Here is a 24,648-nt window from a genome sequence, read left to right as displayed (position 1 = left end):
ACGGCCGGGGCGGGCCGGCTCAGCCGGCCGGCGTCTCCCGCCTGCTCACGCGCACCGCGCGCTCGCCGTCGCCCGCCGCCACGGCGAGGTCGAGGGCGAGGGTCTCGCGGGCGATGAGGTCGCGGTGGGCCTCCACGGCGGCGACGTGCTCGGCCGGGACGTCGAGCTCCAGCGCGATGCGGTCGCCGACCTCGAGGCCGGCGGCCTTGCGGGCGTCCTGGACGTCGCGGATGACGTCGCGGGCGTAGCCCTCGGCGCGCAGCGCGTCGTCCAGCGCGAGGTCGAGGACGACGAACCCGCCGCCGGGCAGCACGCTCGCCGCGACCTCGCCGCCGGCACCCTCCGCCACGACCGTCGTCAGCTCGTACTCGGGCGCGAGCAGCGGCTCGTCGCCCGCGTCCGTGGTCACGACCACCGTGCCGTCGTCGTCGCGCCGCCACGCGCCGGACTTCGCGGCCTTGATGACGGCCTGGACGCCGCGGCCCAGGCGCGGGCCCGCCGCCCGGGCGTTGACCGCGAGGCGCTCGGTGATGCCGAACCGCTCGGACGCCTCGGCGTCGGCCTCGACGAGGTCCACCGCCTTGACGTTGAGCTCGGTGGTCAGCAGGCCCGCGTAGTCCGCGAGCGCCGCCGGGTCGGGCACGGCGACGGTGAGGCGCGCCAGCGGCTGGCGCACGCGCAGCTGGTGGGCCTTGCGCAGCGCGAGGGCGCTGGACACCACGGCGCGCACCTCGTCCATCGCGGCGACGAGCTCGTCGTCGCGCACGAGGGCGGGCTCCACGGCGCCGTCCACGCTCGGCCAGTCCGTGAGGTGCACGGACCGACCGCCGGTGAGGCCGCGCCAGACCTCCTCGGTGAGCAGCGGGGCCAGCGGCGCCATGACGCGGGTCAGCGTCTCGAGGGCGGTGTACAGCGTGTCGAAGGCGTCGGCGTCCTCGGCCCAGAACCGGTCGCGCTGGGTGCGCACGTACCAGTTGGTGAGGACGTCGAGGTGCTCGCGCACCGACTCGCAGGCGCCGGAGATGTCGTAGGCGTCGAGCTGCGACGTCACGGTGGCGACGAGGTCGTGCGTGCGCGCCAGCAGGTACCGGTCGAGGGCCGGCAGCCCGGCGACGCGGTCGGCCGTCACGGGCTTCGCCGTGTAGCCGGCGGCGCCCCCCTCGGAGCCGGTCGCGCTGTTCGCGTACAGGGTGAAGAAGTAGTACGTGCTCCACAGCGGCAGCAGCACCTGGCGCACGGAGTCGCGGATGCCCTCCTCCGTCACGACGAGGTTGCCGCCGCGCAGGATCGGGCTGGCCATGAGGAACCAGCGCATCGCGTCGGAGCCGTCGCGGTCGAAGACCTCGGAGACGTCCGGGTAGTTGCGCAGCGACTTGCTCATCTTGCGGCCGTCGGAGCCCAGCACGATGCCGTGCGAGACGGCGGTGCGGAACGCGGGCCGGTCGAAGAGCGCCGTGGCGAGCACGTGCAGCAGGTAGAACCAGCCGCGCGTCTGGCCGATGTACTCGACGATGAAGTCGCCCGGGTAGTGGTGCTCGAACCAGTCGGCGTTCTCGAACGGGTAGTGCACCTGGGCGTACGGCATGGAGCCGGAGTCCATCCACACGTCCATGACGTCCTCGACGCGGCGCATCGTGGACTTCCCCGTCGGGTCGTCGGGGTTGGGGCGGGTGAGCTCGTCGACGAACGGTCGGTGCAGGTCCGGCTCGCCGTCGGGGCCCAGCGGCAGGCGACCGAAGTCGCGCTCGATCTCCGCCAGCGACCCGTACACGTCGAGGCGCGGGTGCGCCGGGTCGTCGCTCTTCCACACGGGCACGGGCGAGCCCCAGAACCGGTTGCGGCTCAGCGACCAGTCGCGGGCGTTCGCGAGCCACTTGCCGAACTGGCCGTCCTTGATGTGCTCCGGCGTCCAGGAGATCTCCTGGTTCAGCTCGACCATGCGGTCCTTGAACTTCGTCACCTCGACGAACCACGACGACACGCCCATGTACATCAGCGGCTGCCGGCAGCGCCAGCAGTGCGGGTAGGAGTGGGCGTACGACTCGCGGCGCAGCAGCACGGCGCCGGCCGTCACCGACCCGGCCTCCGCCTCCCCGCGGGTGCGCGCCTTGAGGTGGTCGATGATCGGCAGGTTGGCGTCGAAGACCTGCAGCCCGGCGTACTCGTCGACCGGGTGCGTGAACTTGCCGTCCGCGCCCACGGGCATGACGGAGGCGACGCCCTCGCGGTCGCACACGACCTTGTCGTCCTCGCCGAACGCGCCGGCGCTGTGCACCAGGCCGGTGCCGTCCGTCGTCGTGACGAAGTCCGCCTCGACCACGCGGTGCGCGCGCTCGCGCCCCTCGTAGTAGGCGAACGGCGGCACGTAGGAGGTCTGGAGCAGGTCGCGGCCGGTGAGGCGGCCGACGACGCGCGGGGCGTCCTCGCCCTCGTCCGTGAGCTCGCGGGCGTACGCGTCCACGCGCGCCGCGGCGAGCACGTACCGCTGCGGCGTCCCGGTGAACGACGACTCCACGACGACGTAGTCGATGTCCTCGCCCACCATGACGAGCAGGTTGGAGGGCAGGGTCCACGGCGTGGTGGTCCAGATGAGGAGCTTGTCCCCGGGGCGCACCACGTCCTGGCCGGCGGGCACGGTCGCGACGTCGAAGCCGACGGTCACGGCCGGGTCCTGGCGCGTCTGGTAGACGTCGTCGTCCATGCGCAGCTCGTGGTTGGACAGCGGCGTCTGGTCGTTCCAGCAGTACGGCAGGACGCGGAAGTCCTCGTACACGAGGCCGGCGTCGTAGAGCTTCTTGAAGCCCCACAGCACCGACTCCATGTAGGTGACGTTGAGCGTCTTGTAGTCGTGGTCGAAGTCGACCCAGCGCGCCTGGCGGGTGACGTAGTCGCGCCACTCGGACGTGTACTTCAGCACCGACGCGCGGCAGGCCGCGTTGAACTTCTCGATGCCCAGCTCGAGGATCTCGTCCTTGGTCTTGATGCCGAGCTGGCTCATCGCCTCGAGCTCGGCGGGCAGGCCGTGGGTGTCCCAGCCGAACCGGCGCTCCACGTGCTTGCCGCGCATGGTCTGGTAGCGCGGGACGACGTCCTTCGCGTAGCCGGTGAGCAGGTGCCCGTAGTGCGGCAGGCCGTTGGCGAACGGGGGGCCGTCGTAGAAGACGAACTCGTTGCTGCCGTTCTCGCCGGCCGGGTTCTTCGCCACCGACGCGCGGAACGTGTCGTCGGCGCCCCAGAAGTCCAGGACCTCGCGCTCGATCGCCGGCAGGTCCGGGGACGCGGGGACGCCGGCGATGCCGAAGGCGGCGCCCGGCTGGTCGGGCCTCTGGTCGGACGAACGGTGCTGCGGATAGGCCATGGGTGGGCTCCTGTGCGAACGAGCTGGCGGTACGGGTCGGCGGATCGAGTGCGTCGTGCTGCTGTCTCCGCGAGGACGACGCCCCCGCCCCGAAGGGCGCGGGTACCGCGGTACCACCCCGCTTGCGGACACCTGCCGAGGTCTCGGCACGGCGCCCGCCGCTCGTTCACGGCTGTCACGGGCCTACCCGTCCGGTTCTACTGGGAGTGGGACGCACTCGGTTCTTCCGGAGGCTCGCCGGTGATGGCCGGGTCGACGCCTGTGCGTCCATGGTAGCCAGCCGCGCAAGCCGGTCCCCGACGCCGCGCCATCGGCATGGCGACTCGTCTAGGGTCACGCGGGGCGGCGGGCGCCTGACGGACGTGGGCGGAAGGACGGGCCGGTGGGCGCGGTGGGCTGGTGGGACCGGCGGCAGGTGCCGCTGTACCTCGCCGCGATCGTCGTCGGCGCCGCCGCCGGCCTGACCCTCCCGCAGGTGGCGCCCGCCCTGGAGCACGCGATCACGCCGGTCCTGGCGCTGCTGCTGTTCGCGACGTTCCTGGGCGTGCCCCTCGTCGACGTCGGGCGCGCGTTCCGCGACTGGCGGTTCCTCGCCGTGGTGCTCACGACGAACTTCGTGGTGATGCCCGCCGTGACGTTCGGGCTCTCCCGGGCCGTGGCGGACGACGCGGGGCTGCTGCTGGGCGTGCTGCTCGTGCTGCTCACGCCGTGCGTCGACTACGTCGTGGTCTTCACGGGGCTGGCGGGCGGCGCCCGCGACCGGCTCCTCGCCGCGACCCCGCTGCTGATGCTGCTGCAGCTCCTGCTGCTGCCGGGCTACCTCGCCCTCCTCGCCGGCCCCGGCGTGCTCGGCGTGGTCGACGCGGGACCCTTCGTGCACGCGTTCGTCGTGCTCGTCGTGGCGCCGCTGGCCGCCGCGGGCGTCGTCCAGGCGCTCGCCCGGCGGGGCGGGGCGGACCGGCCGGGTGCCGCGGGCCGCGCCGGCCGGGCGACGGAGGCGGTGGCCGCCGGCGCCATGGTGCCGCTCATGATGGCGACCCTCGCGGTGGTGGTCGGCTCGCAGGTCGCCGCCGTCGGGGCCCGCGCGGTGGACCTCGTGCGGGTGGTGCCCCTCTACGTCGCGTTCGTCGTCGTCGCCGTGGCGGTGGGCCTGGCCGCCGGGCGGGCCGGACGCCTCGACGCGCCCCGCACCCGCGCGGCGGTGTTCTCCACGACGACGCGCAACTCCCTGGTCGTGCTGCCCCTCGCGCTCGCGCTGCCCGGCGCGCTGGCCCTCGCGCCGCTCGCGGTGGTCACCCAGACCCTCGTCGAGCTCGTCGCCATGGTCGTGCTGGTGCGCCTGGTGCCGAGGCTCGCCCCGGTGCGCTGAGGCGCGCGGGGTAGCGTCGCCGGCATGCGCCGCGGACCGCTCCTCGCCCTCGCCGGGCTCGCCGCCGCGCTCGCGGGCAGCGAGTGGCTGAACGGCCGCTGGTCGCGGACGCTCGTCGCCGACGACGCACGACCGCCCGGGGGCACGCAGGCCGTCGTCGTGCTCGGCTTCCGCAACCCCGGCCCCGCGGCCAACGCCGTGAACCGGTGGCGGGTCCGGGCCGCGCTCCGGTCGATCGACCCCGCCGCGCGGGCCACCCTGGTGCTCAGCGGCGGCGCCACCACCGGCGGGCGGTCGGAGGCGAGCGTGCTGAGCACGCACGCCGTCGCCGTCCTCGGCTACGACGGCCCCGTCGTGCTCGAGGAGGAGAGCCACACCACGTGGGAGAACGTCGCCTGCGTGCTCCCGCTCGTCGAGGACGCCGACCGCATCACGATCGTGTCGCAGCCCGCCCACGCGCTCAAGGCGCGGGTCTACGCGCGGCGGCAGCGGCCCGACCTGGCGGGTCGCCTGACCCGCGCCGACGACCACCGGTGGGGCGAGTGGCTCGCGCTGAAGCCGGTCCTCGCCGCCTACGGGCTGTGGACCCTGCGCGGCGTCCGCGCGGACCTGAGACGACCGTGACCGCGCCCTTCGGTCAGTCGTCGCGCGGCACGGCGCGGAACGACGTCGGCAGCCCCAGCTCCCGCCGCAGCCGCGCCGCGTAGGGGGCCCGCGCGTCGGGCGTCGCCCAGGCCGCGTCGTGGTGGCGCCGGTACAGGTCGTCGCCGCGGTGGCGCGGGAAGACGTGCACGTGCAGGTGCCACAGGTCCTGGTCCCCGGCGGGCTCGTTGTGCTGCCGCACGGACGTGCCGTCGCACGCGTACGCGGCGCGCACGGCGACGGCCACGCGCCGGACGAGGTCCCACACCGCCTGGTTGTCCTCGGGGGTGATCGCGTACAGGTTCTCGACGTGCGCGCGCGGGATCACCAGCAGGCTGCCGGGGTTGCCCGGCCACCACTTCGGCGCCACGCGCGCGTACGCCCGCCCGGTGACGGCCACGACGTCGCCCGGCCGGCTGTGCTCGTCCCCGCGCCCCTGCTGCTCGAGGCAGAACGGGCACGCGTAGTCCGCGGGCGCGTGAGTGTGCTCCATGCGGGGAGTCTTCCAGCGCCGCGGGCGACCCCGCGACGCCGCCGGCACCCCTAGGGTGTCGCCGTGACCATCCACGAGTCGCTGCTCGCCTTCGCGCTCGTCGCGGGGCTCCTCACCCTCGTCCCCGGCCTCGACACCGCGCTGGTGCTGCGCAGCACCGTGACCCGCTCGCGCTCGCACGGGTTCGCGGCGCTGCTCGGGATCCAGGTCGGCACCCTGGTGTGGGGCGCGGCCGCCGCCGGCGGAGCGGCCGCGCTGCTCGCCGCCAGCCAGACGGCGTACCGCGTGCTGACCCTCGCCGGCGCGGCGTACATGGTGTGGATGGGGGCGGCGATGCTCTGGCGCTCGTTCCGCGCGCCCGCGACCGCGCCCGGGGACGGCGGCCTCGACGTCCCCCTGCCCACCGGCGGCCGGTGGCGCGACTTCGGCATGGGGCTGAGCACCAACCTCATGAACCCCAAGGTCGGCGTGTTCTACGTCGCCGCCATCCCGCAGTTCGTGCCCGACGGCGTGAACCCGCTGCTCATGGGCCTGCTGCTCGCGCTGGTGCACTGCCTGCTGGGCACGGCGTGGCTGTCGCTGGTCGTCCTCGGCGCCGGGTGGGTCGGGCCGCGGCTGCGGCGGTCGAGCGCCGTGCGCTGGGTGGACCGCGTCACGGGCGGCGTGCTGGTCCTGTTCGGCGCGCGCCTCGCCGTGTCCGCGCGGGTCTGACCGGACCCGGCGTCAGCTGAACGACAGCCTCTCCACGACGCGCCGCGCGGCCTCCTCCGGGTCGGCCGACGTGTCCAGGAGGTCCGATCCCGCGAAGGCCCCCTCCCGCCACAGCGACGCGAAGCCGTGCACGACCGACCACGCCGCCAGCTGGACGGCTGCCGGGTCGGCGACGCCGTCCAGCCGGCCGACCCCCTCGCGCAACGCCTGCCCGGAACGCCGGCGGGCGGCGGCCAGGTCCGGGTCGTCGGCCCGGAGCAGGTCGGAGCGGAACATCACGGCGAAGTGGCCCGGCCGGGCGAGGGCGAACCGGACGTAGGCCACCGCCACCTCCTTCAGCTCGGGGCCCGCGGCGACGAGCTCCGCCGCCAGCAGGTCGAAGCCCTCGGTCGCGAGCGCGGTGAACAGCCCTCGCCGGTCGCCGAAGTGGTGCGCCGGCGCGGCGTGCGACACCCCCGACCGCTGCGCCAGGCCCCGCAGGGAGAGCCCGTCGACGCCGTCCTGCGCGATCTGGTCGGCGGCGTGGCGCAGCACGACCGACCGCAGGTCCCCGTGGTGGTACCCGTCCGCCATCAGGCCTCCATCTAGCCATTGACCAGTCCGCGCCCGCGGATCTAACTTGTCACTGTCAAGATCCACTGTAGCCGATCCGGGAGAACGCCATGGCACCCCTCGTCGTCCTCGTCACCGTCACCCTCGCGGCCCGGGGCCTCGGCGCCCTCGGCGTCGACCCGCTCGACGGCTGGCCGCCCGCCCTGACCGCCGGGCTGGTGGCCATGCTGCTCCTCACCGCGAGCGCCCACTTCACGAGCCCCCGGCGCGCAGCCCTGGTCGCCATGGTGCCGCCCCGCCTCCCCCGGCCCGAGCTGCTCGTGACCGTCACGGGGGTGCTCGAGCTCGCGGGTGCCGCCGGGCTGCTCCTGCCGGCCACGCGCACGGCGGCCGGGATCTGCCTCGCGCTGCTGTTCGTCGTGATGTTCCCGGCCAACGTGCACGCGGCCCGGGCCGCCGCCGGCGTCCGCACCATGCCGCTGCCCGCGCGGTCCGCGCTCCAGGTCGTGTTCGTCGCCGCCTGCCTCGTCCCCGCGCTCGCGGCGTGGTGAGGCGCCGGCGTCAGGTGATCGTCACCGGGATGGTCTGCCAGCCGGTGGCGCCGTCGGGCGCGGGCGGCGCCTCGGCCTGGACCTGCACGTTCCCGTCGGCGTCGGTCGCGCGGACCGCCACGGTGTGGTCCCCGGGCGTCGCGTCCCAGTCGTGGCGCCACTGCAGCCAGGTGTCCGGGCCGACGGTCCCGGCGAGCTGCGCCTCGACCCACGCACCGTCGTCGACCCGCACCTGCACGCGCGAGATCCCGGTGTGCTGCGCCCACGCCACGCCGGCGAGCGTCACGGTGCCCGCGGGCAGGTCGGCGCCGGGGCGGGGGACGTCGATGCGCGACGACAGCTTGATCGGGCCCCGCGCGGACCACCCCCGCGGCGTCCAGTAGCCCTGGTCGGCGGCGAACGTCGTCACCGTGAGCTCCGTGACCCACTTGGTGGCGGACACGTACCCGTACAGACCCGGCACCACCAGCCGTGCCGGGAAGCCGTGCTCCACGGGCAGGGGCTCGCCGTTCATCCCCACGGCGAGGAGGCTCGCCCGGCCGGGGTCCTGGAGCACCTCCAGCGGCGTGCCGGCGGTGAACCCGTCCGTGCTGCGCGAGAGCACCATGTCCGCGCCGGCCTGCGGCCCGGCCCGCGCCAGCAGCTCGCGCACGGGGTACCCGAGCCACCGGGCGTTCCCGACGAGGTTGCCGCCCACCTCGTTGGAGACGCACGTCAGGGTCACGTAGTGCTCCTCGAGCGGCAGGGCGAGCAGCTCGTCCCACGTGAGGGTGAACGGCTGGTCGACCAGGCCCGTCACGGACAGCGACCAGTCCCCCGGGTCCACCTGGGGCAGGAGCAGGGCGGTGTCGATCCGGTAGAAGTCCGGGTTCGGCGTGACGTAGGGGGTCAGCCCGGGGACCGTCGCCGGGGCGCCGAAGTCCACGCCGGTGGGCAGCGGCGCGGCCGCCGTCGCGGGGCGCGGCAGCCGGATCGCGTCCCGCGCGGCCGCCACCACGCGGCCGCCGGCGGACACCACGCGCGAGGCCCCGAGCGCGAGCACCGCGCCCGCCGCCGTCACGCCCGTCCACTGCAGGAACCGCCGCCGGTCGACCGCCTCGCGCCAGTCGCCCCCCGGGCGCTCGTCCTCGGCGAACCACACCTCGACGCGGCGCAGCAGCGCGCCCAGCAGGACGACGGCGGCCACGACGCCGACCAAGCTGGGCAGGGCCCACACGACGGTCGCCCCCGGGCGGCGGGCGGCGATGATCGCCGCGACCACGCCGACCGCGCCGAGCAGGACCGCGCCCCACGGCGGGCGACGGCGTTCCAGGAACCCGGCGAACGCGGCGCCCGCGAGCGAGACGACGCCCATCGTGGCGAGCAGCACCGCCTTGTCGGCCGTGCCGAACCAGGAGACGGCGAGGTCCTTGAGCCAGCCCGGCACGCCGTCGACCACCGCGCCGCCCACGGCGACGACCGGGCCGGACCCCGGGCCGACGAACGCGGCGAGCAGCTCCGCGAGCGCGAGGCCCGCCCCCGTCGCGACGACGCCCGCGAGCGCCGCCCACCAGCCGTCGTGCCGTCGCTTCTCGGGCGGGCCCGCCGACGCGGGGTCCCACGGCGGGGCCTCCCCCCGTCCGGCCTCCCCCGGCCCGGCCCCCTGCGACGCGCTGTCCCCTGCCGGCGTGCTGGTCATCCCCTCAGCGTCCCACTGCCGTGCCCGGCTCGGGCAGCCCGGGGTCGCGCCAGCCGGCGAGGTGGCCGAGCCACGCGACGGCGAGCCACGACCCCTGGACGACGATCTCGAGGCCTGGCGCCGCGAGGGTCGCGTCGCAGCGGGTGTCGAGGGTGACGGGCCCCTCCTGCCCGGGCGCGACGGCGAGCGAGCGGAGCGCCAGCGTCGCGCGGTCGACCTCGACGTCGCCGCCCGTCCCCGGGAGCTCGACCCAGAACCGCGGCGCGGTCGCCCACAGGCGCGGGCGGTCCGCCTCGGTCGCGGCGGCCCACGGCGGGGAGCCGCCGACGACGACGCACGGGAGCTCGGCCACCGGCTGCGCGGGGTCGCGGGGCACGCGCGGGGGCTCCGCCGCGAGGCCCGAGAGGTCGCCGGCGGGGGCGTCGCCGCTCGCGATCGACATCGCGAGGTCGACGGCGGCGCGCACGAGGCCCGTCGCCGCGCCCGCGCTCGCGCGGGCCCCGCGCCGCTGTCGGCGCGGCCGCCGCCACGAGATGGCGTCCTGCACGCGACTGGTCATGACGCCGGAGCGTAGCGCCGCCCGGTCACCGCCACGCCCGCCGTCGGTCCAGCAGGCGGGCGCGCACGCGGTCGAGCTCCGCGTCCGTCACGCCGTGCGCACGCAGGTAGGCGGCGGGGTCGACGCCGTCGAGGAACTCCTCGAGGGCCGCGCCGACGTCGTCGCACCAGGCCGCGAGCTCGTCGGGGGCGCGATGGGTCTCGTGCCCGCCGGGGTGGGCGGCGGCGCGCTCGTTGGTCGCGCGCACGGCCAGCAGGTAGTCCTCGACGACCGCGGCGCGCGGCACGCCGACCAGGGTCAGCAGGAGCGCGGTGACCATGCCCGTGCGGTCGCGCCCGGCCGCGCAGTGGACGACGACGGCGCCGTCGGGCGCGGCGGCGAGGGTCCGGAAGACGGCCGCGATCAGGTCGGGCCAGCGCTCGAGCACGGTCGGGTAGTACCGCGGGGTGTCGAGGTGCGGGGCCCACGCGCGCATGAACTCCTCGTCGTCCGGGTCCTCGACCGGGCGGGCGTGGCGCGTCACCGACGACGGCAGGGCGAGCGGCTCCACCTCGGCCGCGTTGCGCAGGTCGACGACGGTGCGGACACCTGCTCCCGCCATCGCCGCGATCCCGTCGGGGCCCGCGTCCTCGAGGCGCGGCGCCCGGAAGACGCGCCCGGCCACGGTGCGGCCGCCGTCGGTGGTGGGCAGCCCGCCCAGGTCCCGGGCGTTCGGCAGCGCGCCCCAGCGCACGGCGCGGCCGTCGTCCGTTGCGGGACCGGCCGCAGGCGTCGGCGCGGTGGGGGCGATGCCGCTCGGGGAGGTCACGCGCGCCAGGCAACCACACGCGCGGCCACGGGCGTACTAGGCTCGACGCCGGATCACGGGCCCGACTCTGGCCCGTCGGCGCGACCCGGGCTGTGGGCCGCGGTTCCACCGGTGCGAGATGCCGCGCCGTCCTGGACCTTTGACCGCCCTGTGCCGTCCCCGACCCGTGATCCTGGAGTCCCCGCGTGCCTCGCCGCCCCCTCTCCGCCGTGCCCGCCGCCGTCCCGACCATCCTCGTGACCGCCCTGTCCGTCGTCGCCCTCGCGGGCTGCGGGCAAGGGCCCGACGCCGGCGCGGCGCCGGCCTCGTCCGCCTCGTCCGACGGAGCCGCCGGAGCGGGCACCTCCTACCCGCTCAGCCTCGACAACTGCGACACGCGGACCACCGTCGACGCCGCCCCGCAGCGGGTCGTGACGATCAAGTCGAGCACCACCGAGATGCTGCTCGCGCTCGGGCTGGGCGACCGCATCGTCGGGTCGGCGTTCCTCGACGGCCCGGTGCCCGACTCCCTCGCCGACGCCGCCGCGGAGGCCCCCGCCGTCGCGACCCCGCTGTCCGACCAGGTTCCCGGCAGCGAGGCCGTGCTCGGGCTGGAGCCCGACCTCGTGTACGCCGGCTGGGAGTCCAACCTCCCCGCGGACGGCGCGGGCGACCGCGCCACCCTGGCGAAGCTGGGCGTCGCGACCTACGTCTCCCCGGCCGCCTGCAAGTCCCCGGAGTCGATGCCCGACCCGCTGACCTTCGACGACGTCTTCGCGGAGATCGACGAGGTCGGCGAGATCTTCGACGCCTCCGACGCCGCGGACGACCTCGTGGCCGCCCAGCGCGACACCCTCGCGTCGGTCACCCGCGACGACCGCGGCCTCACCGCGCTCTGGTACTCCTCCGGCGACGACATCCCGTACGTCGGCGCGGGCATCGGGGCGCCGCAGATGATCATGGACGCCGTCGGCCTGGACAACGTCGCCGCGGACGTGCACGACACCTGGACGTCGTTCTCGTGGGAGCAGGCCATCGAGGCCGACCCGGACGTCATCGTGCTCGTCGACGCGACGTGGAACAGCGCCGAGCAGAAGATCGAGCGGCTGGAGTCCAACCCCGCCACGGCGCGCATGACGGCCGTGCGCGAGGGCCGCTACCTCACCGTGCCGTTCCCGGCGTCCGAGGCCGGGGTGCGGAACGTCGACGCCGTCGTGGACCTCTCCGACCAGCTGGCCGGTCTCGACCTGTGAGCGTCCAGGCCCGGCCCGACGCGCCGCCCGCGCCACCGCCCGCGCCCGGCCCGTCCGCCGCGCGCCGCGGCGCCGGGTGGTGGCTGCCCGCGGCGGCCGTGGTGCTGGTCGCGACCGTCCTCGTGACGGTCACCGTCGGGCCGGCCGACCTGTCCGTCGCCGACGTGTGGCGCTCGATCGCGACGCACCTCGGGCTCGGCGGGGTGCTCGACCTGGAGCCGCTGGGCGCGCTGCCCGACGGCATGGTCTGGGAGCTGCGGCTGCCCCGCGTGCTCACCGCGGCGGCCGTCGGGGCCGGGCTCGCCGTGTGCGGCGTCGTCATGCAGTCCCTGACGCGCAACCCCCTGGCCGACCCGTACCTGCTGGGCCTGTCGTCCGGCGCCTCCCTCGGCGCGGTCCTCGTGCTCGTGGCCGGGCTGACCGTGCTGCTGCCGGTCGCGGCGTTCGGCGGCGCGGTCGTGGCGCTGGCGGCCGCACTCGGGCTCGCCGGGGCGATCGGCACGATCACGCCGACCCGCACCGTGCTGGCGGGGCTCGCGGTGAGCCAGCTCGCCGCCGCCGCGACGAGCTTCGTCATCTTCTGGTCGGCCACCGGCGACTCGTACCGCGAGATCCTGTCGTGGCTGATGGGCTCGGTGGCCGGGGCCACGTGGACGTCGGTCGCGATCACGGGCGTGGCCGTGCTGGTGCTGGGCACGCTGCTCGCCTCGACGGGGTCCGTCCTCGACGCGTTCACGTTCGGCGACACCGCCGCCGCGGCGCTCGGCGTGCCGGTGGCGCGGGTGCGCTGGCTGCTGCTGGTCGGCGTCGCGCTGCTGACGGGGGCGCTGGTCTCGCAGTCCGGGTCGATCGGCTTCGTCGGCCTGATCCTGCCGCACGCCGTGCGGCTCCTCACGGGCGCGCGCCACCGGCTGCTGCTGCCGCTGTCGGCGCTGTGCGGGGCGTCGTTCCTCGTCTGGGCGGACACGCTGGCCCGCACCGTCTTCGCCCCGCGGGAGGTGCCCGTCGGCATCGTCACCGCGGCGGTCGGCGCGCCGGTGTTCGCCCTGCTCCTGTGGCGCGGGCGGAGGATCGCATGAGCGCGGGCACCAGCACCGCCCCGGGCACGGACGCCCGGGCCACCTCCACCGACGCCCCGGCCGCAGGCCTCGACGCCGCCCGCGTCTCGTGGGCGACGAGCGGGCGGCTGATCCTCGACGGCGTGGACGTCACCGCGCCCGCGGGCGCGGTGAGCGGCCTGCTGGGGCCCAACGGGTCCGGCAAGTCGACCCTGCTGCGCGTGGTCGCCGGCGTGCAGCCGCCGTCGGACGGCGGTGCCGGCGCTCCCCGCGTCGCGTTCGCCGGGGCGGACCTGCTCGCCCTGCCGCGTCGCCGCCGCGCGCGCACGCTCGCGTTCGTCGAGCAGGAGGCGTCCACCGACCTGCCCGTGACCGTGCTCGACGCCGTCCTGCTCGGGCGCATCCCGCACCGCCCCCTGCTGGCCGGCGACTCCGCCGCCGACCGGGCCGCGGCCCTCCGCGCCCTGGACGAGGCCGGCGCCGCCGGGCTCGCGGACCGCGAGGTCACGACCCTCTCCGGCGGCGAGCGCCAGCGCGTGCACATGGCCCGCGCGCTCGCGCAGGAGCCCGCGCTGATCCTGCTCGACGAGCCCACCAACCACCTCGACATCGCGGCCCAGCTCGACGCGCTGCGCGTGCTGCGCACGCTCGCCGACCGCGGCGTCACCGTGCTCGCCGCCCTGCACGACCTGCAGCTCGCCGCCCAGCACTGCGACCACGTGGTGCTGCTCGCCGCCGGCCGTGTCGTCGCCGCGGGGGACGTCCGCGACGTCCTCGTGCCCGACGTCCTCGACCCCGTGTACGGGGTGCGGACCGAGGTGCTCACGCACCCGGTCACCGGGCGTCCGGTGCTGACGTTCACGCGCCGCGACTGAGCGGCTCCCGCGAACCGCGCCGGCGGGCGACACGCAGCAGTCGACGAGCGCCCAACTTTTGATTGACTCTCGACGGAAGTCTCGTAGGATGACGACCAGGTGGTCGGCAACGATTCACCCGCCAGGAACGGTTCGACCCCGTCGCCCCCGCGCCGAGCAGCGCGGGGCGACGCGCTCCCCCGCACGACGACGTGCGGCGGGCTTCGCTCGACGACGAGACGAGGAGGGCAGACGCAGGGCGCCGCACAGGCCCCTGACCAGGACCGACACAGAACCGGGCCACCCTGACCCGTCGTTGGCGCGACGGGGGTGACCCGGTCCGGATGACCTCTCGCAGGCGACTGAACCTCACAGGAGTGGCATCAGATGAAGCATATCCACGGGAACAGGGCCCCGAACCGGCGCGCGACCGCCGCGCTCACCGCGGGCCTGCTGGCGCTCACCGGCATCGGCGCCGCCACGGCACCCGCCGTCGCGCACGACGGCGTCGACCACGCGGCCGAGCCGGGCGGCGACGCCGCCCTCGACTGGTCCAACTACGAGAAGATCACGCTCACCAAGGACGTCGGCGAGCCGATCGACATGGCGGTGCTCCCCGACAGCCGGGTGCTGCACACCGCCCGCAACGGCGACATCCGCCTCACCGACCCGTCGACCGGCGTCACGAAGGTGGTCAACACCCTCGACGTGTACGCCAACTCGGAGGACGGGCTCCAGGGCATCGCGATCGACCCCGCCTTCGAGGACAACGGCTGGGTCTACCTCGTCTACGCCCCGCGCGACGCCGACGGCGACGGCGTGTCGGACACCCCCACGGGCAACGCCCCGGAGAAGCTCCCCGCGGGCGAGGACGAGAGCTACTGGGACCGGTGGAAGGGCGTCAACCGCCTCGCGCGGTTCGAGTGGACCGGTGACGAGCTCGACCTCACGTCCGAGCAGAAGATCCTCGACGTGGGCACGCAGCGCGGCCAGTGCTGCCACGTCGGCGCCGACATCGACTTCGACGGCGACGGCAACCTGTACCTCACGACCGGCGACAACACGCCCGCGGGCACCCCGGGCGCGAACGGCTTCGCCCCGAACAACGACGCCCCCGGCATGAACCCGGGCTTCGACTCGCGCCGCGGCGCGGGGAACACGAACGACCTGCGCGGCAAGATCCTGCGGATCCACGTCGAGGCGGACGGCTCGTACACGATCCCCGAGGGCAACCTGTTCCCGCCCGGCACCGAGAAGACGCGCCCCGAGATCTTCGTCATGGGCGTGCGCAACCCGTACCGCTTCGAGGTCGACCCCGAGACGAGCACGCTGTCCTGGGGCGACTACGGCCCGGACGCCACGCGCGCCGTCGCGGAGGCGAACGACCGCGGCCCCATGGGCCTCGTGGAGTGGAACGTCGTCTCCCTCGACGACCCGCACAACTCCGGGTGGCCCTACGCCACCGGCGACAACTTCGCCTACAACGAGTGGGACTTCGCCACGGGCACGCCGCGGGAGTTCTTCGACCCGGAGAACCTCACGAACACCTCGCGCTGGAACACCGGCCTCGTCGACCTCCCCCCGGCCCGCCCGGCGACCCTCTGGTACGGCGACAACGTCGGCGACCAGCCGTGGGACGAGCTGGTGAGCTTCGGCACGGGCTCGGGCCAGGCGCCCATGGGCGGCCCGGTCTACCACTACGACGCGGACAGCACCGCCCCGGGCAAGCTGCCCGAGTACTGGGACGGCAAGTACTTCTTCGGCGAGTTCTCGCAGGACTACCTGGCCGCGTTCACCGTGGACCCGGCCACCCTCGGCGTCACCCACATCGAGGACTTCATGCCGAACTCGGTCATCGGGCCGGCCGGCCAGCCGATCAACGACAACCCGATGGACCTCGAGTTCGGGCCCGACGGGTCGCTGTACGTGCTCGACTACGGCGACGGCTTCTTCCGGGCCAACCCGGACGCCGGGCTCTACCGGATCGACTACGCCGCCGGGAACAAGGCGCCGCAGGCCCGCTTCACCACCACGCCCGACTCGTCGTCCTCGGCACCGCTGGAGGTCACGTTCGACGCGAGCGGCTCGTCCGACCCGGACGGGGACGCGCTGACGTACGACTGGGACGTGGACGGTGACGGCACCTTCGACCTCACCGGGGTCACGGCCACGTACACCTACACGGAGCTCGGCCAGTACACGGCGCGCCTGCGCGTCACGGACGCGAGCGGCAAGCGGTCGCTCACCTCGACGGTGGTCTCGGTCGGCAACCAGGCGCCGGAGGTGACCGTCGAGTTCCCGGAGAACGGCGCGTTCTTCAGTTGGGGAGACGCGATCCCGTTCAAGGTCACCACGAAGGACGCCGAGGACGGCGACGCGACCGTGTGCGACCGCGTGAAGTGGACGTACGGCCTCGGCCACGACGAGCACGCCCACCCCGAGCTCTCGGGCACCGGCTGCGAGGGCGTGTGGCAGACCGACCCGAACTCGCCCGAGCACGGCGCCGGCGCCAACCTCTACGGCGCGGTCGTCGTGACCTACACGGACGGCGGCGCCAACGGGCAGCCCCCGGCGTCGGGCGAGGCCACGGTGCGGCTGAACCCGTTCGTCCAGGAGGCCGAGTTCCACCCGGTCACCGGCGGCGAGGTCGTGGACGACGCGGCCGCGAACGGCGGGAAGGCCGTCAGCCTCGGCAAGAAGGGCTCCCTGGAGCTCGGGCCGGTCGCGTTCGACGGCATCGACGACGTCGTCGTCCGCGCGTCCGGCAAGGGCCAGCTCTGGCTGCGCTGGGGCTCCGCGACGGGCCCGTCGTTCGCCAAGGTCTCCCTCCCCTCGGCCGGGACGCTGACGGACGTCGTCGTGCCGCTCGCCTCGGCGCCGAAGGGCAGCGGGACGCTCTACGTGACGACGAACACGGGGGCCGTCGTCGACACGCTGACCTTCCGTGGCACGGGAGCCGGCACCGCGCGATGACGGCGGGGCCGGTGCCGCGGGCGTGCCCGCGGCACCGGCCCGCACCACCGCGGTGCGGCTCGCCCGAGCCGCACCGCTCCATCCCCTGAAGGAGAGACGATGAGCAGCAAGTCCCAGATGACGCGCCGCAGCCTGATCAAGGCGCTCGCGACGTCGACCGTGGCCGTCGGCCTCGGTGCCGCCGCCGCCCCGGGGGCCGCGGCCGCCACCCCCACGGCGGCCGCGAGCGCCGCGACCGCCGGCAACGGCCGCCTGGTCCCCCCGGGCAAGATCGGCATCCAGCTCTACTCGATCCGCGACAAGGTCTCGAGCCTCGGGTTCCGCACGGTGTTCGAGCAGCTCGCCGACATCGGGTACACCGAGATCGAGTTCGCCGGGTACACCCAGGGCCAGGTCGGGGCGATCACCCCGGAGGAGATCCGCCGGCTCCTCGACGACAACGGCCTGCGGGCCGTCGGGTCCCACGTCGGCATCGGCGCCCTGCGCACGGACCTGGCGCGCCAGCTCGAGATCGCGAACATCCTCGGCATGCCGCACGTCGGGACGGCGAACGCCCCGTCGAACGTCGCCACCGTGGCCGGGTACCGCGCGGCCGCGGACGAGTTCAACGCCTGGGGCGCCCAGGCGAACGCCGCCGGGCTCAAGCTCTACCAGCACAACCACGCGGGCGAGTTCGCGTTCGCGAGCGACCAGCCCGACGTCCGCCTCTACGACGTCTTCTTCGACCACACCGACCCGGACGCCGTGTTCCTCGAGATGGACGTCTACTGGGCCTTCGTCGGCCAGCACCTCTACCCGGGCTTCGAGCCGATCGACTACGTGCGCGGCCACGCGCACCGCTACCCGCTCCTGCACCTCAAGGACGGCGCGCGCAACGAGGCGAACCCCAACGGGTTCGACATCATCGAGTTCGACGCCGGCGACCTGCCCTACCGCGAGTTCCTGCGCGCCACGAAGGCACGCGGCACCCGCTGGGGCATCTGGGAGCAGGACAACGCCCCCACGACCGCCGTCCCGCCGAACCCGGTCGACTCGCTCGGCAACGCCCGCCGCAGCTACACCTCGATCCTCGGCCTGCGGGGCTGAGGCGAGCGGCCACGGGGCCCCGTCCGCGCACGGCGCGGGCGGGGCCCCGTGGCGTGCGTCAGCGGCGCAGGCCCAGCTCGATGGCGGGGCAGCGGTCCATGACCATGTCGAGGCCGGCGGCGCGCACCCGGGCGGCGGCGGCCTCGTCGACGACGTCGAGCTGGAACCACACGGCCTGCGCGCCGATCGCGACCGCCTCGTCGGCGACGGCGCCCGCGAGGTCGGAGCGGACGAACACGTCCACGACGTCGACGGGGAACGGGATGTCGGCGAGGGTCGCGTAGCCCTGCTCTCCGTGCACCGTCTCGGCGCTCGGGTGGACCGGCACGATCCGCTTGCCGGCCCGCTGCAGCACGCCCGCGACGCCGTACGCGGCGCGGGCGGTGTTGGTCGACAGCCCGACGACGGCCCAGGTCGTCGTGTCGGCCAGGACCCGGTCGATCGTGGCGTCGGCGTCGTCCGTCCCGGTGTCGGGGCCGCTCGTCGTGTCCGGTGCGCTCATACCGGGCACAACCCCGGCGTCGAGCGGCCTGTTCCAGTCCTTCGGGTCCCTCATCCGCATGCTCGTGCCCTCCTCGTCCGTCCCGTCGTCCTCGCGCTCACGCGACCGCCAGCGCCGCGCCCGAGAGCGCGCAGGCCGCCGCGCACGCGACCGTGCGCACGTGGTTCCACCGGCTCCACGGCCGGTCGAACGCGGCCCAGCCCGCGGCGTCGGGGCTCGCCGCCAGCCGGTCGTTCAGCGGGACGTTCGCGGCCGCCGTGACCCCGAGCATGCCCACCAGCACCACCACGGCGCACGCCACCACCAGCCACGCGCCGTCGTACCCGCCGACGAGCCCGACCACCCCGGTCACGACCGGCACGACGACGGCCGCGCCGAACAGCGTCATGAACGGGGGCCGCACGGCGTCGGCGTTGATCCCGGCCATGGCCGCCGCGGCGTCGGCCGGGGCGACTCGCCGCAGGCCCGCGACGACGAAGGTCGAGAACGCGGCGAACACCCCGCCCGCCAGGCCGGTGACCAGCGTCGTCAGCACGAGGAGCACGTCCCAGAGGTTCATGGGCCCAGTCAACCAGCGGGACCCGCCGGAGCGCAGCAGGATGGAGTCATGCCCGCCCCTCCTTCGGTCGTCAAGGCCACCAAGCGCTTCAATCCCTACGCCCTGAAGGTGAGCTCGCGCGTGCCGCCCTGGGCCACGCTGCACCACGTGGGGCGCACGAGCGGCCGCGAGTACCGCACCCCCGTCGTCGCGTTCGCCGCCCGTGCGCCGATCGACACGCAGGTGTCGCGCCCGGGCGACCCCGTCGAGATCGGCGAGTACCGCGACATCCTCGTGCTGCACCCGCTGCCCTGGGGCGCCGACGTCGACTGGTGCCGGAACGTCCGCGCCGCGGGCTCGTACCGGCTGACCCGCAAGGGCGTGGACTACCGCGTCGACCAGCTGCGCGTCGTCGACGCCGAGCACGCGCGCGGGCTGCTGAGCGGCCTGTTCGCGTCGCTCACCGGCGCGAGCGGCGTCGAGAGCTTCCTGGTGGGGCGGCTGCGGCGCCTGCCCTCCGGCGCGTCGGCCTAGGGTCGCCGCCGGTCCGGGACGATGGGGCCATGACGACCGTCGCCGGGGACTTCGACCTGACCCTGGACGAGCTGCGCGTCGTGGCCCGCTACGTGGCCGAGAGCGCCGAGCCCGTCCTCCCGCTGTTCGCGCGGGACCGCCCCGACGACCCGCGCCCCGGCGCCGCCCTCGCCGCAGCGTGGGAGTTCGTCGGCGGCGCCCCGCGCACCCGCCTGCAGCGCGTCACCGCCCTCGACGCGCACCGCGCGGCACGGGAGGCGACCACCGAGGCGGCCCGGCTCGCGGCCCGCGCGGCGGGCGACGCCGCGGCCGCCGCGTACCTCCACCCGATCGCGCGCGCCACGCAGGTGGGCCACATCCTGCGGGCGGCGGCGAGCGCGGCGCGGGTCGCCGAGCTGCGAGCCGGCGACGACCCGGAGGCCGGCCTGCGCGCGATCGACGAGGCGCGGGCCCGCGCGACCCCCGCGCTCGTCGACGTGCTCCGCCGCTACCCGCCCGCGCCCACCGGCCGCAGCCGCGTCGCCGCGCTGATGTCCCTCCTGGACGCGGACCTGCGGCGCGCCACCTGACCGGCGCCCCGGGCCCGCCTCAGTCCCGGGGCGGGGGGCCCGCCACCAGGGCGAGCGCCTCCTCGTACGCGCCGCCGAAGCCGATCCGCGTGACGTCGCCGAGGTCCATCGGCCGCGGCGCACGGTGCCACTGCCCCTGGAGGTCGATCTCCAGCAGCCGCACCGTGCCCTCGTCGACGGAGACGACCGCACCGATGAAGCAGACGTCGGGCCGGTCGAGCTCCCGGTAGACCGACGTCGCCGGCGCCGCGGCGGCCGCCGTGGTCACGGCGGCCCGGACGTCGTCGAGCTCGACGTCGATCGGCGGCGGCGGCCACTCCCCGCGGGCACGGAGCGCCGTCACGCTGAAGCAGTCCGGGTCCGGGTCGATGGTCACCGCCCGGACGCCCTCGAGCCGGAGGAGCGTCCAGCCGTCGAACCTGACGCGCTCCGCCAGGTGCGCCAGGGCCACCCATCCGGCGCCGACCCCCACCACGAGTCCTTCGACGTGGTCCGCCCCGCGGATCCACCGGCGCACGCCCACGACCAGCCGCTCGTCCCGCGCCCGCTCCAGCCGTGCGACGACGGCGTCCCTGTCGAACGGCGGCTTCGTCGTCTTCTTGCCGGGCACGGGGGCCATGATGCCCGCGACGGCGGGGATCCTGCGTCCGCGGACGCGGCCGGGCACTATGGACGCATGACTGCGCAGCTCTGGATCACCGGCGACCCCGACACGGACTCACTGCTGAGCGACGACATGTTCGCCCTGCTCGTGGGCATGCTGCTCGACCAGCAGTACCCGATGGAGCACGCGTTCGCGGGGCCGCGCAAGATCCGCGACCGGCTGGGCAGCATCGACCCGCACGCGGTGGCGGACGCCGACCCGGACGAGTTCGTGACGCTGGCGACCACTCCCCCGGCGATCCACCGGTACGGGCGGTCGATGGCCGCGCGCGTGCAGGCGCTGGCCCGCGCGATCGTGGACGACTACGACGGCGACGTCGCGAACCTGTGGACCCTGCCGGGCGCGGACGGGCCGGCGACCGGCGCCGAGGTGCTGGCACGCCTGCGGGCGCTGCCCGGCTTCGGCGAGCAGAAGGCCAAGATCTTCCTCGCGCTGCTGGGCAAGCAGCGCGGCATCCGGCCCTCCGGCTGGCAGGAGGCGGCGGGCCACTACGGCGACGAGGGGTCGCGGCGGTCGATCGCGGACGTCACCAGCGCGGAGTCGCTCGCCGAGGTGCGCACGTTCAAGAAGGCGCAGAAGGCGGCCGCCAAGGCGGCCAAGCAGGGCTGACCGCGGCCGTCAGCGGCCGGGCAGGGCGCCTGCCGCGCGGAGTCGTGCCAGCAGCGCGTCGTGCGGGACGCCGTGCTCCGTGCCACGGTGCCCGACGGTCGTGACGGCCGTGAGCACGGAGGCGAGCAGCGCCTCCTCGACGGCGTCCATGGTGGCGGCGAAGAGCGGGTTCAGGGCGTCGTCCGGCAGGAGCCGGTCGGCCGGGTCGGCCGTGGTGAACGCCAGACCGTAGTCGCCGCTGCCGTGGGAGAAGTCGGAGCCCACGCGGCCCATCGCGAACACCGCGCGCCGTGCCACGCGCTCCAGCCGGCGCGCGTCCAGCGGCGCATCCGTGGCCACGACGATCATGCAGGAGTTGCCCTCGGGCACCCCCGATCCCTTCGGCACCTCGTCCATCTCTTCGGCACGCGGCCCTGCCGAGGAGATCGACGGCGTGCCGAGCAGATCCGCCGCGGGCATCGGCACGCCCTGCACGGTGAGCGTGCCGGAGAAGTTCGACTGCACCAGCGCGCCCACGGTGCGGGTCGCGCCCGCCACCTCGACGCGGCGCGACGACGTCCCGATGCCGCCCTTGTAGCCGAGGGCGGAGGTGCCGGCCCCCGCGCCGACGCAGCCCTGCGCCACCGGGCCGGCCGTCGCGCCGTCGAGGGCGGCCAGCACGTGGTCCGCGGTGATCGGGCGCGCGCGGATGTCGGAGAGGTACCCGTCGTTCGTCTCCCCCACAAGGGGGTTCAGGGAGCGCACCTCCTCGTAGCCGGGCAGAGCCAGCACGTGCGTGACGAGGGCGTCCGCGGCGCGGAACGCCGACAGCGTCGCGGTGAGCACGACCGGCGTCTCGATCGTGCCCAGCTGCTCCAGCTGCGTGGCGCCGACCAGCTTGCCGAACCCGTTGCCCACGAACAGCCCGCCCGGCAGCGACCGGCGCCGCCCCGGCCCGGCCCCCAGCGCGTCGGGCACGACGGCGGTGACGCCGGTGTGCAGGCGCTCGCCCTCGTGCAGGGTCGTGTGCCCGACGCGGACGCCGGCGACGTCGGTGATGGCGTTCACCGGCCCGGTGGGCAGGTCGCCGACGACGACGCCGAGCTCTCGCGGGCCGGGCCGCGCACCCGTCGGCCGCGCGCTCACGAGCGGGCCCCGGCCGGGACGAGGGCCACCGGGTGCACGTCGCGCCAGGTGCGGGTGCCGTCCACGAGGTCCTGCACGTGCTCCCGGAAGCGGGGGCACGTGGCGATGTCGTGGGCCCGGCACGACAGGGCGTGCTCCGTCATGTGCCGGGAGCGGTCGATCTCCTCCTGGCGCCGGTCGAGCTCGGCGAGGTGGGCCACGAGGACCTCGTGCCGCTCGCGCGCGCCCTGGCCGGACGCCCCGGCGTCGAGCAGCACCTGGATCTGCTCCAGGCTCATGCCCGCCACCTTGGAGCTGAGGATCGTCGCGACGCGCACCACGTCGTCGGGCCCGTAGCGCCGCCGCCCCGCGCCGTCGCGCGCCGGGTCGAGCAGGCCGACCTCCTCCCAGTACCGCAGCACGTGGGTCTCCAGGCCGAACCGCTCCGCGAGCTCCCCGACGCCCCACGACGTCGCCTCCGCCGCACCACTTGACTTCATGTCGACATGAAGTCACAGCCTGGGGTCGGCACGCAACCCGAACCCCCGAAGGAGCCACCGTGAGCGACCACCGACCCACCCTGCACGACGCCGTGATCGTCGGCGCCGGCCCCGCCGGCCTCGCCGCCGCGCTGATGCTCGGCCGCACGCACCGCGACGTCGTCGTCCTCGACTCGGGCGCCTACCGCAACGACCCCACCGACGCGATGCACAACGTGCTCGGGTTCGACGGCGCGGCGCCCGCGGAGTTCCGCGCCGCCGCGCACCGCACCCTGGCCGCGTACGAGACGGTCGAGCTGCGGCGCACCACGGCGCGCGAGATCGCGCCGCTCGACCCGGCGGACCCGGCGGGCGGCTTCGTCGTGCGCACCGACGCCGGCGACGTCGCCGCCCATCGCCTGCTGCTCGCGACGGGGGTGCGCGACGAGCTCCCCGCGACGCCCGGCCTGGACGCCCTCTTCGGCACCGTCGCCGCGCACTGCCCGTACTGCCACGGCCACGAGTTCTCGGGCACGCCGGTGGCGATCCTCGGGGCGGGCCCGCACTCCCCGCGCGTGGCGGGCCTGGTCGAGCGCATCGCGAGCCGCGTCGTCGTGCTCGCCGACGACGCGGACGTCGACCCGCAGGTCCGTGCGGCGCTGGACGCCCGCGGCGTCGCGGTCCGCCCCGAGCGCGTGCTCCGCCTCGAGCCCCTGACCCTGCCCGGCGGCCACCCCGGCGCGCGGGCCGTGCTGGAGGGCGGCGAGGCGGAGGAGCTCGGCGGCGTCATGGTCGCCCCGGCGCTGCACCAGTCGGCGCCCTTCGCGGACCAGCTCGGTCTGGACCTGCGCGACTCCGGCTGCGTGGCCGTGGACGCCATGGCCCGCACGAGCCTGCCCGGCGTCCTCGCCGCCGGCGACCTGGCGCACACCGCCGACTTCCCGATGCCGGTGAGCTCCGTGACCGCGGCGATGGCGGCGGGCCAGCTCGCGGCCGCGTCCATCGACTCCGACCTGCTCGGCCTCGCGCGCTGACGAGGACCCGGTCCCGGCGACGGGCAGGATGGCGGGCATGAACCGTCACCTGTTCGTCGTCGCCCACCCGCACGCGGAGCACACCGCCGCCGGCCTCGTCGGCGGGTGGTACGACTCGCGCCTCACCGACCGGGGCCGCGCCGACGCGCACCGCGTGGCCGCGGAGCTCCGGCGGCGGCTCGACGCGCGTCGCGAGCCGTCCCGCCCGGTGCGCGTCACGACCTCCGACCTCGCCCGGGCCGCCGAGGCCGCGGACGTCGTCGGCGCGGCGCTCGGGGTCGCCGCGGAGCGCGACCGGCGGCTGCGCGAGATCAGCTTCGGTGCCGCCGAGGGCCGCCCGAACGCGTGGCTCGACGCGCGCCGGGGACCGGCCCCCGCCGACGACGACCGGCTCGACCACCGCGGCCCGGTGCCCGGCGCGGAGACGCGCCGCGAGGTGGCCGCACGGGTCGGCGCGTGCGTCACCGGTCTCATGGCGGACGAGGGCCACGACCACGTGGTGGTGACGCACGGCTTCGCGCACACGTTCGTCGTGACCACGTGGCTGCACGTCCCCGTCGAGGCTGCCGGCCTCGCCACCTTCGCGACGTCGCCCGGCGCGATCACCCACCTCACCCACGACGACGGCTGGCGCAACCGGACGCTCGTCGAGCTCGGCGCGACGGGCCACCTGGCGGCCGCCCACTAGGCT

At 75.5% G+C, this 24,648-nt stretch carries 25 protein-coding genes; 14 read left to right on the top strand and 11 right to left on the bottom strand.

Annotated features, from left to right (window positions below; all coding sequences use genetic code 11):
* Positions 1–19: 19 nt before the first annotated feature.
* Positions 20–3,358 carry an isoleucine--tRNA ligase gene (ileS, locus tag ACFU5J_RS11350; protein ID WP_430578780.1) on the bottom strand — a complete coding sequence of 1,113 codons (3,339 nt, stop codon included), beginning with the start codon at positions 3,356–3,358 and terminating at the stop codon, positions 20–22.
* Positions 3,359–3,740: 382 nt separating this feature from the next.
* Between ileS and ACFU5J_RS11345 the strand changes: the two genes are divergently transcribed.
* Positions 3,741–4,727, top strand: a complete 987-nt coding sequence (locus ACFU5J_RS11345; RefSeq protein ID WP_430578779.1) for a bile acid:sodium symporter — start codon at positions 3,741–3,743, stop codon at positions 4,725–4,727.
* A gap of 24 nt (positions 4,728–4,751) precedes the next feature.
* A complete protein-coding gene (locus ACFU5J_RS11340; RefSeq protein ID WP_430578778.1) occupies positions 4,752–5,351 on the top strand; it encodes a YdcF family protein in 600 nt (199 codons plus the stop codon).
* Between the two features lie 13 nt (positions 5,352–5,364).
* Here ACFU5J_RS11340 and ACFU5J_RS11335 read toward each other — a convergent pair whose 3' ends face one another.
* Positions 5,365–5,862: an HIT family protein gene (locus tag ACFU5J_RS11335; RefSeq protein WP_430578777.1), complete on the bottom strand. Its 498-nt coding sequence runs from the start codon at positions 5,860–5,862 to the stop codon at positions 5,365–5,367.
* Positions 5,863–5,925: 63 nt separating this feature from the next.
* Between ACFU5J_RS11335 and ACFU5J_RS11330 the strand changes: the two genes are divergently transcribed.
* Entirely contained in the window at positions 5,926–6,573 is a 648-nt protein-coding gene (locus tag ACFU5J_RS11330) for a LysE family translocator (protein ID WP_430575100.1), read from the top strand.
* Between the two features lie 12 nt (positions 6,574–6,585).
* Here the strand turns inward: ACFU5J_RS11330 and ACFU5J_RS11325 are convergent, their stop codons facing one another.
* Positions 6,586–7,146, bottom strand: a complete 561-nt coding sequence (locus ACFU5J_RS11325; protein ID WP_430575099.1) for a TetR/AcrR family transcriptional regulator — start codon at positions 7,144–7,146, stop codon at positions 6,586–6,588.
* Positions 7,147–7,235: 89 nt separating this feature from the next.
* On the opposite strand from ACFU5J_RS11325, the gene ACFU5J_RS11320 reads away from it, so the two are divergent.
* Positions 7,236–7,676, top strand: coding sequence for a hypothetical protein (locus tag ACFU5J_RS11320; protein WP_430575098.1), 441 nt, complete (start codon positions 7,236–7,238; stop codon positions 7,674–7,676).
* 10 nt (positions 7,677–7,686) lie between these two features.
* On the opposite strand, the gene ACFU5J_RS11315 is transcribed toward ACFU5J_RS11320, so the two are convergent.
* From ACFU5J_RS11315 to ACFU5J_RS11305, 3 genes are read right to left on the bottom strand one after another with little or no spacing between them, the layout of a single operon-like run.
* Positions 7,687–9,354 carry a molybdopterin-dependent oxidoreductase gene (locus ACFU5J_RS11315; RefSeq protein ID WP_430578776.1) on the bottom strand — a complete coding sequence of 556 codons (1,668 nt, stop codon included), beginning with the start codon at positions 9,352–9,354 and terminating at the stop codon, positions 7,687–7,689.
* Between the two features lie 4 nt (positions 9,355–9,358).
* Positions 9,359–9,913 (bottom strand): hypothetical protein, encoded by a 555-nt coding sequence (locus tag ACFU5J_RS11310; RefSeq protein ID WP_430578775.1) that lies wholly within the window; start codon positions 9,911–9,913, stop codon positions 9,359–9,361.
* 25 nt (positions 9,914–9,938) lie between these two features.
* On the bottom strand, positions 9,939–10,721 hold the full coding sequence (locus ACFU5J_RS11305; protein WP_430578774.1) for a tyrosine-protein phosphatase: 783 nt from the start codon (positions 10,719–10,721) through the stop codon (positions 9,939–9,941).
* A 185-nt stretch (positions 10,722–10,906) separates the two neighbouring features.
* On the opposite strand from ACFU5J_RS11305, the gene ACFU5J_RS11300 reads away from it, so the two are divergent.
* The 5 genes from ACFU5J_RS11300 to ACFU5J_RS11280 all read left to right on the top strand — a co-directional run bounded on the left by ACFU5J_RS11300 (position 10,907) and on the right by ACFU5J_RS11280 (position 17,924).
* Positions 10,907–11,953: a putative F420-0 ABC transporter substrate-binding protein gene (locus ACFU5J_RS11300; RefSeq protein ID WP_430578773.1), complete on the top strand. Its 1,047-nt coding sequence runs from the start codon at positions 10,907–10,909 to the stop codon at positions 11,951–11,953.
* A complete protein-coding gene (locus ACFU5J_RS11295; RefSeq protein WP_430578772.1) occupies positions 11,950–13,032 on the top strand; it encodes a putative F420-0 ABC transporter permease subunit in 1,083 nt (360 codons plus the stop codon). The genes ACFU5J_RS11300 and ACFU5J_RS11295 overlap by 4 nt, the downstream gene beginning before the upstream one ends.
* Positions 13,029–13,886 (top strand): ATP-binding cassette domain-containing protein, encoded by an 858-nt coding sequence (locus ACFU5J_RS11290; RefSeq protein WP_430578771.1) that lies wholly within the window; start codon positions 13,029–13,031, stop codon positions 13,884–13,886. Before ACFU5J_RS11295 ends, ACFU5J_RS11290 begins: the two co-directional genes overlap by 4 nt.
* A 366-nt stretch (positions 13,887–14,252) precedes the next feature.
* The gene (locus ACFU5J_RS11285; protein ID WP_430578770.1) at positions 14,253–16,838 is read left to right on the top strand and encodes a PQQ-dependent sugar dehydrogenase; all 2,586 of its coding nucleotides are present in this window, start codon (positions 14,253–14,255) and stop codon (positions 16,836–16,838) included.
* 99 nt (positions 16,839–16,937) lie between these two features.
* Positions 16,938–17,924 carry a sugar phosphate isomerase/epimerase family protein gene (locus ACFU5J_RS11280; protein ID WP_430578769.1) on the top strand — a complete coding sequence of 329 codons (987 nt, stop codon included), beginning with the start codon at positions 16,938–16,940 and terminating at the stop codon, positions 17,922–17,924.
* 58 nt (positions 17,925–17,982) lie between these two features.
* On the opposite strand, the gene ACFU5J_RS11275 is transcribed toward ACFU5J_RS11280, so the two are convergent.
* Both ACFU5J_RS11275 and ACFU5J_RS11270 read right to left on the bottom strand, forming a co-directional pair.
* Positions 17,983–18,426, bottom strand: coding sequence for a CoA-binding protein (locus ACFU5J_RS11275; protein ID WP_430578768.1), 444 nt, complete (start codon positions 18,424–18,426; stop codon positions 17,983–17,985).
* A 97-nt stretch (positions 18,427–18,523) separates the two neighbouring features.
* A complete protein-coding gene (locus tag ACFU5J_RS11270) occupies positions 18,524–18,985 on the bottom strand; it encodes an anthrone oxygenase family protein (RefSeq protein WP_430578767.1) in 462 nt (153 codons plus the stop codon).
* Positions 18,986–19,033: 48 nt separating this feature from the next.
* On the opposite strand from ACFU5J_RS11270, the gene ACFU5J_RS11265 reads away from it, so the two are divergent.
* On the top strand, positions 19,034–19,498 hold the full coding sequence (locus ACFU5J_RS11265; protein ID WP_430575087.1) for a hypothetical protein: 465 nt from the start codon (positions 19,034–19,036) through the stop codon (positions 19,496–19,498).
* A gap of 29 nt (positions 19,499–19,527) precedes the next feature.
* Entirely contained in the window at positions 19,528–20,067 is a 540-nt protein-coding gene (locus tag ACFU5J_RS11260; protein ID WP_430578766.1) for a putative immunity protein, read from the top strand.
* A 19-nt stretch (positions 20,068–20,086) separates the two neighbouring features.
* On the opposite strand, the gene ACFU5J_RS11255 is transcribed toward ACFU5J_RS11260, so the two are convergent.
* Positions 20,087–20,677, bottom strand: coding sequence for a hypothetical protein (locus ACFU5J_RS11255; RefSeq protein WP_430578765.1), 591 nt, complete (start codon positions 20,675–20,677; stop codon positions 20,087–20,089).
* Between the two features lie 66 nt (positions 20,678–20,743).
* Between ACFU5J_RS11255 and ACFU5J_RS11250 the strand changes: the two genes are divergently transcribed.
* Positions 20,744–21,340, top strand: a complete 597-nt coding sequence (locus ACFU5J_RS11250; RefSeq protein WP_430578764.1) for an HhH-GPD-type base excision DNA repair protein — start codon at positions 20,744–20,746, stop codon at positions 21,338–21,340.
* A 9-nt stretch (positions 21,341–21,349) separates the two neighbouring features.
* Here the strand turns inward: ACFU5J_RS11250 and ACFU5J_RS11245 are convergent, their stop codons facing one another.
* Positions 21,350–22,465, bottom strand: coding sequence for a P1 family peptidase (locus ACFU5J_RS11245; protein ID WP_430578763.1), 1,116 nt, complete (start codon positions 22,463–22,465; stop codon positions 21,350–21,352).
* On the bottom strand, positions 22,462–22,944 hold the full coding sequence (locus ACFU5J_RS11240; protein WP_430575082.1) for a MerR family transcriptional regulator: 483 nt from the start codon (positions 22,942–22,944) through the stop codon (positions 22,462–22,464). Before ACFU5J_RS11240 ends, ACFU5J_RS11245 begins: the two co-directional genes overlap by 4 nt.
* A gap of 59 nt (positions 22,945–23,003) precedes the next feature.
* Between ACFU5J_RS11240 and ACFU5J_RS11235 the strand changes: the two genes are divergently transcribed.
* A complete protein-coding gene (locus ACFU5J_RS11235) occupies positions 23,004–23,957 on the top strand; it encodes an FAD-dependent oxidoreductase (protein WP_430578762.1) in 954 nt (317 codons plus the stop codon).
* Between the two features lie 37 nt (positions 23,958–23,994).
* Positions 23,995–24,645: a histidine phosphatase family protein gene (locus ACFU5J_RS11230; RefSeq protein ID WP_430575080.1), complete on the top strand. Its 651-nt coding sequence runs from the start codon at positions 23,995–23,997 to the stop codon at positions 24,643–24,645.
* Positions 24,646–24,648 lie beyond the last annotated feature (3 nt).

The organism is Isoptericola sp. NPDC057559 (genome assembly GCF_042801555.1).
Classification (GTDB): Bacteria; Actinomycetota; Actinomycetes; order Actinomycetales; family Cellulomonadaceae; genus Isoptericola.
This window is presented reverse-complemented; position numbering and strand designations above follow the sequence as displayed.

Bases quoted from the DNA above. Each gene is read 5' to 3' on its own strand.
- ACFU5J_RS11310 (WP_430578775.1), bottom strand. From the start codon at position 9,913: ATGACCAGTCGCGTGCAGGACGCCATCTCGTGGCGGCGGCCGCGCCGA.
- ACFU5J_RS11265 (WP_430575087.1), top strand. From the start codon at position 19,034: ATGCCCGCCCCTCCTTCGGTCGTCAAGGCCACCAAGCGCTTCAATCCC.
- ACFU5J_RS11270 (WP_430578767.1), bottom strand. From the start codon at position 18,985: ATGAACCTCTGGGACGTGCTCCTCGTGCTGACGACGCTGGTCACCGGC.
- ACFU5J_RS11230 (WP_430575080.1), top strand. From the start codon at position 23,995: ATGAACCGTCACCTGTTCGTCGTCGCCCACCCGCACGCGGAGCACACC.
- ACFU5J_RS11280 (WP_430578769.1), top strand. From the start codon at position 16,938: ATGAGCAGCAAGTCCCAGATGACGCGCCGCAGCCTGATCAAGGCGCTC.
- ACFU5J_RS11260 (WP_430578766.1), top strand. From the start codon at position 19,528: ATGACGACCGTCGCCGGGGACTTCGACCTGACCCTGGACGAGCTGCGC.
- ACFU5J_RS11335 (WP_430578777.1), bottom strand. From the start codon at position 5,862: ATGGAGCACACTCACGCGCCCGCGGACTACGCGTGCCCGTTCTGCCTC.
- ileS (WP_430578780.1), bottom strand. From the start codon at position 3,358: ATGGCCTATCCGCAGCACCGTTCGTCCGACCAGAGGCCCGACCAGCCG.
- ACFU5J_RS11315 (WP_430578776.1), bottom strand. From the start codon at position 9,354: ATGACCAGCACGCCGGCAGGGGACAGCGCGTCGCAGGGGGCCGGGCCG.
- ACFU5J_RS11340 (WP_430578778.1), top strand. From the start codon at position 4,752: ATGCGCCGCGGACCGCTCCTCGCCCTCGCCGGGCTCGCCGCCGCGCTC.
- ACFU5J_RS11285 (WP_430578770.1), top strand. From the start codon at position 14,253: ATGAAGCATATCCACGGGAACAGGGCCCCGAACCGGCGCGCGACCGCC.
- ACFU5J_RS11325 (WP_430575099.1), bottom strand. From the start codon at position 7,146: ATGGCGGACGGGTACCACCACGGGGACCTGCGGTCGGTCGTGCTGCGC.
- ACFU5J_RS11250 (WP_430578764.1), top strand. From the start codon at position 20,744: ATGACTGCGCAGCTCTGGATCACCGGCGACCCCGACACGGACTCACTG.
- ACFU5J_RS11275 (WP_430578768.1), bottom strand. From the start codon at position 18,426: ATGAGCGCACCGGACACGACGAGCGGCCCCGACACCGGGACGGACGAC.
- ACFU5J_RS11290 (WP_430578771.1), top strand. From the start codon at position 13,029: ATGAGCGCGGGCACCAGCACCGCCCCGGGCACGGACGCCCGGGCCACC.
- ACFU5J_RS11240 (WP_430575082.1), bottom strand. From the start codon at position 22,944: ATGAAGTCAAGTGGTGCGGCGGAGGCGACGTCGTGGGGCGTCGGGGAG.
- ACFU5J_RS11320 (WP_430575098.1), top strand. From the start codon at position 7,236: ATGGCACCCCTCGTCGTCCTCGTCACCGTCACCCTCGCGGCCCGGGGC.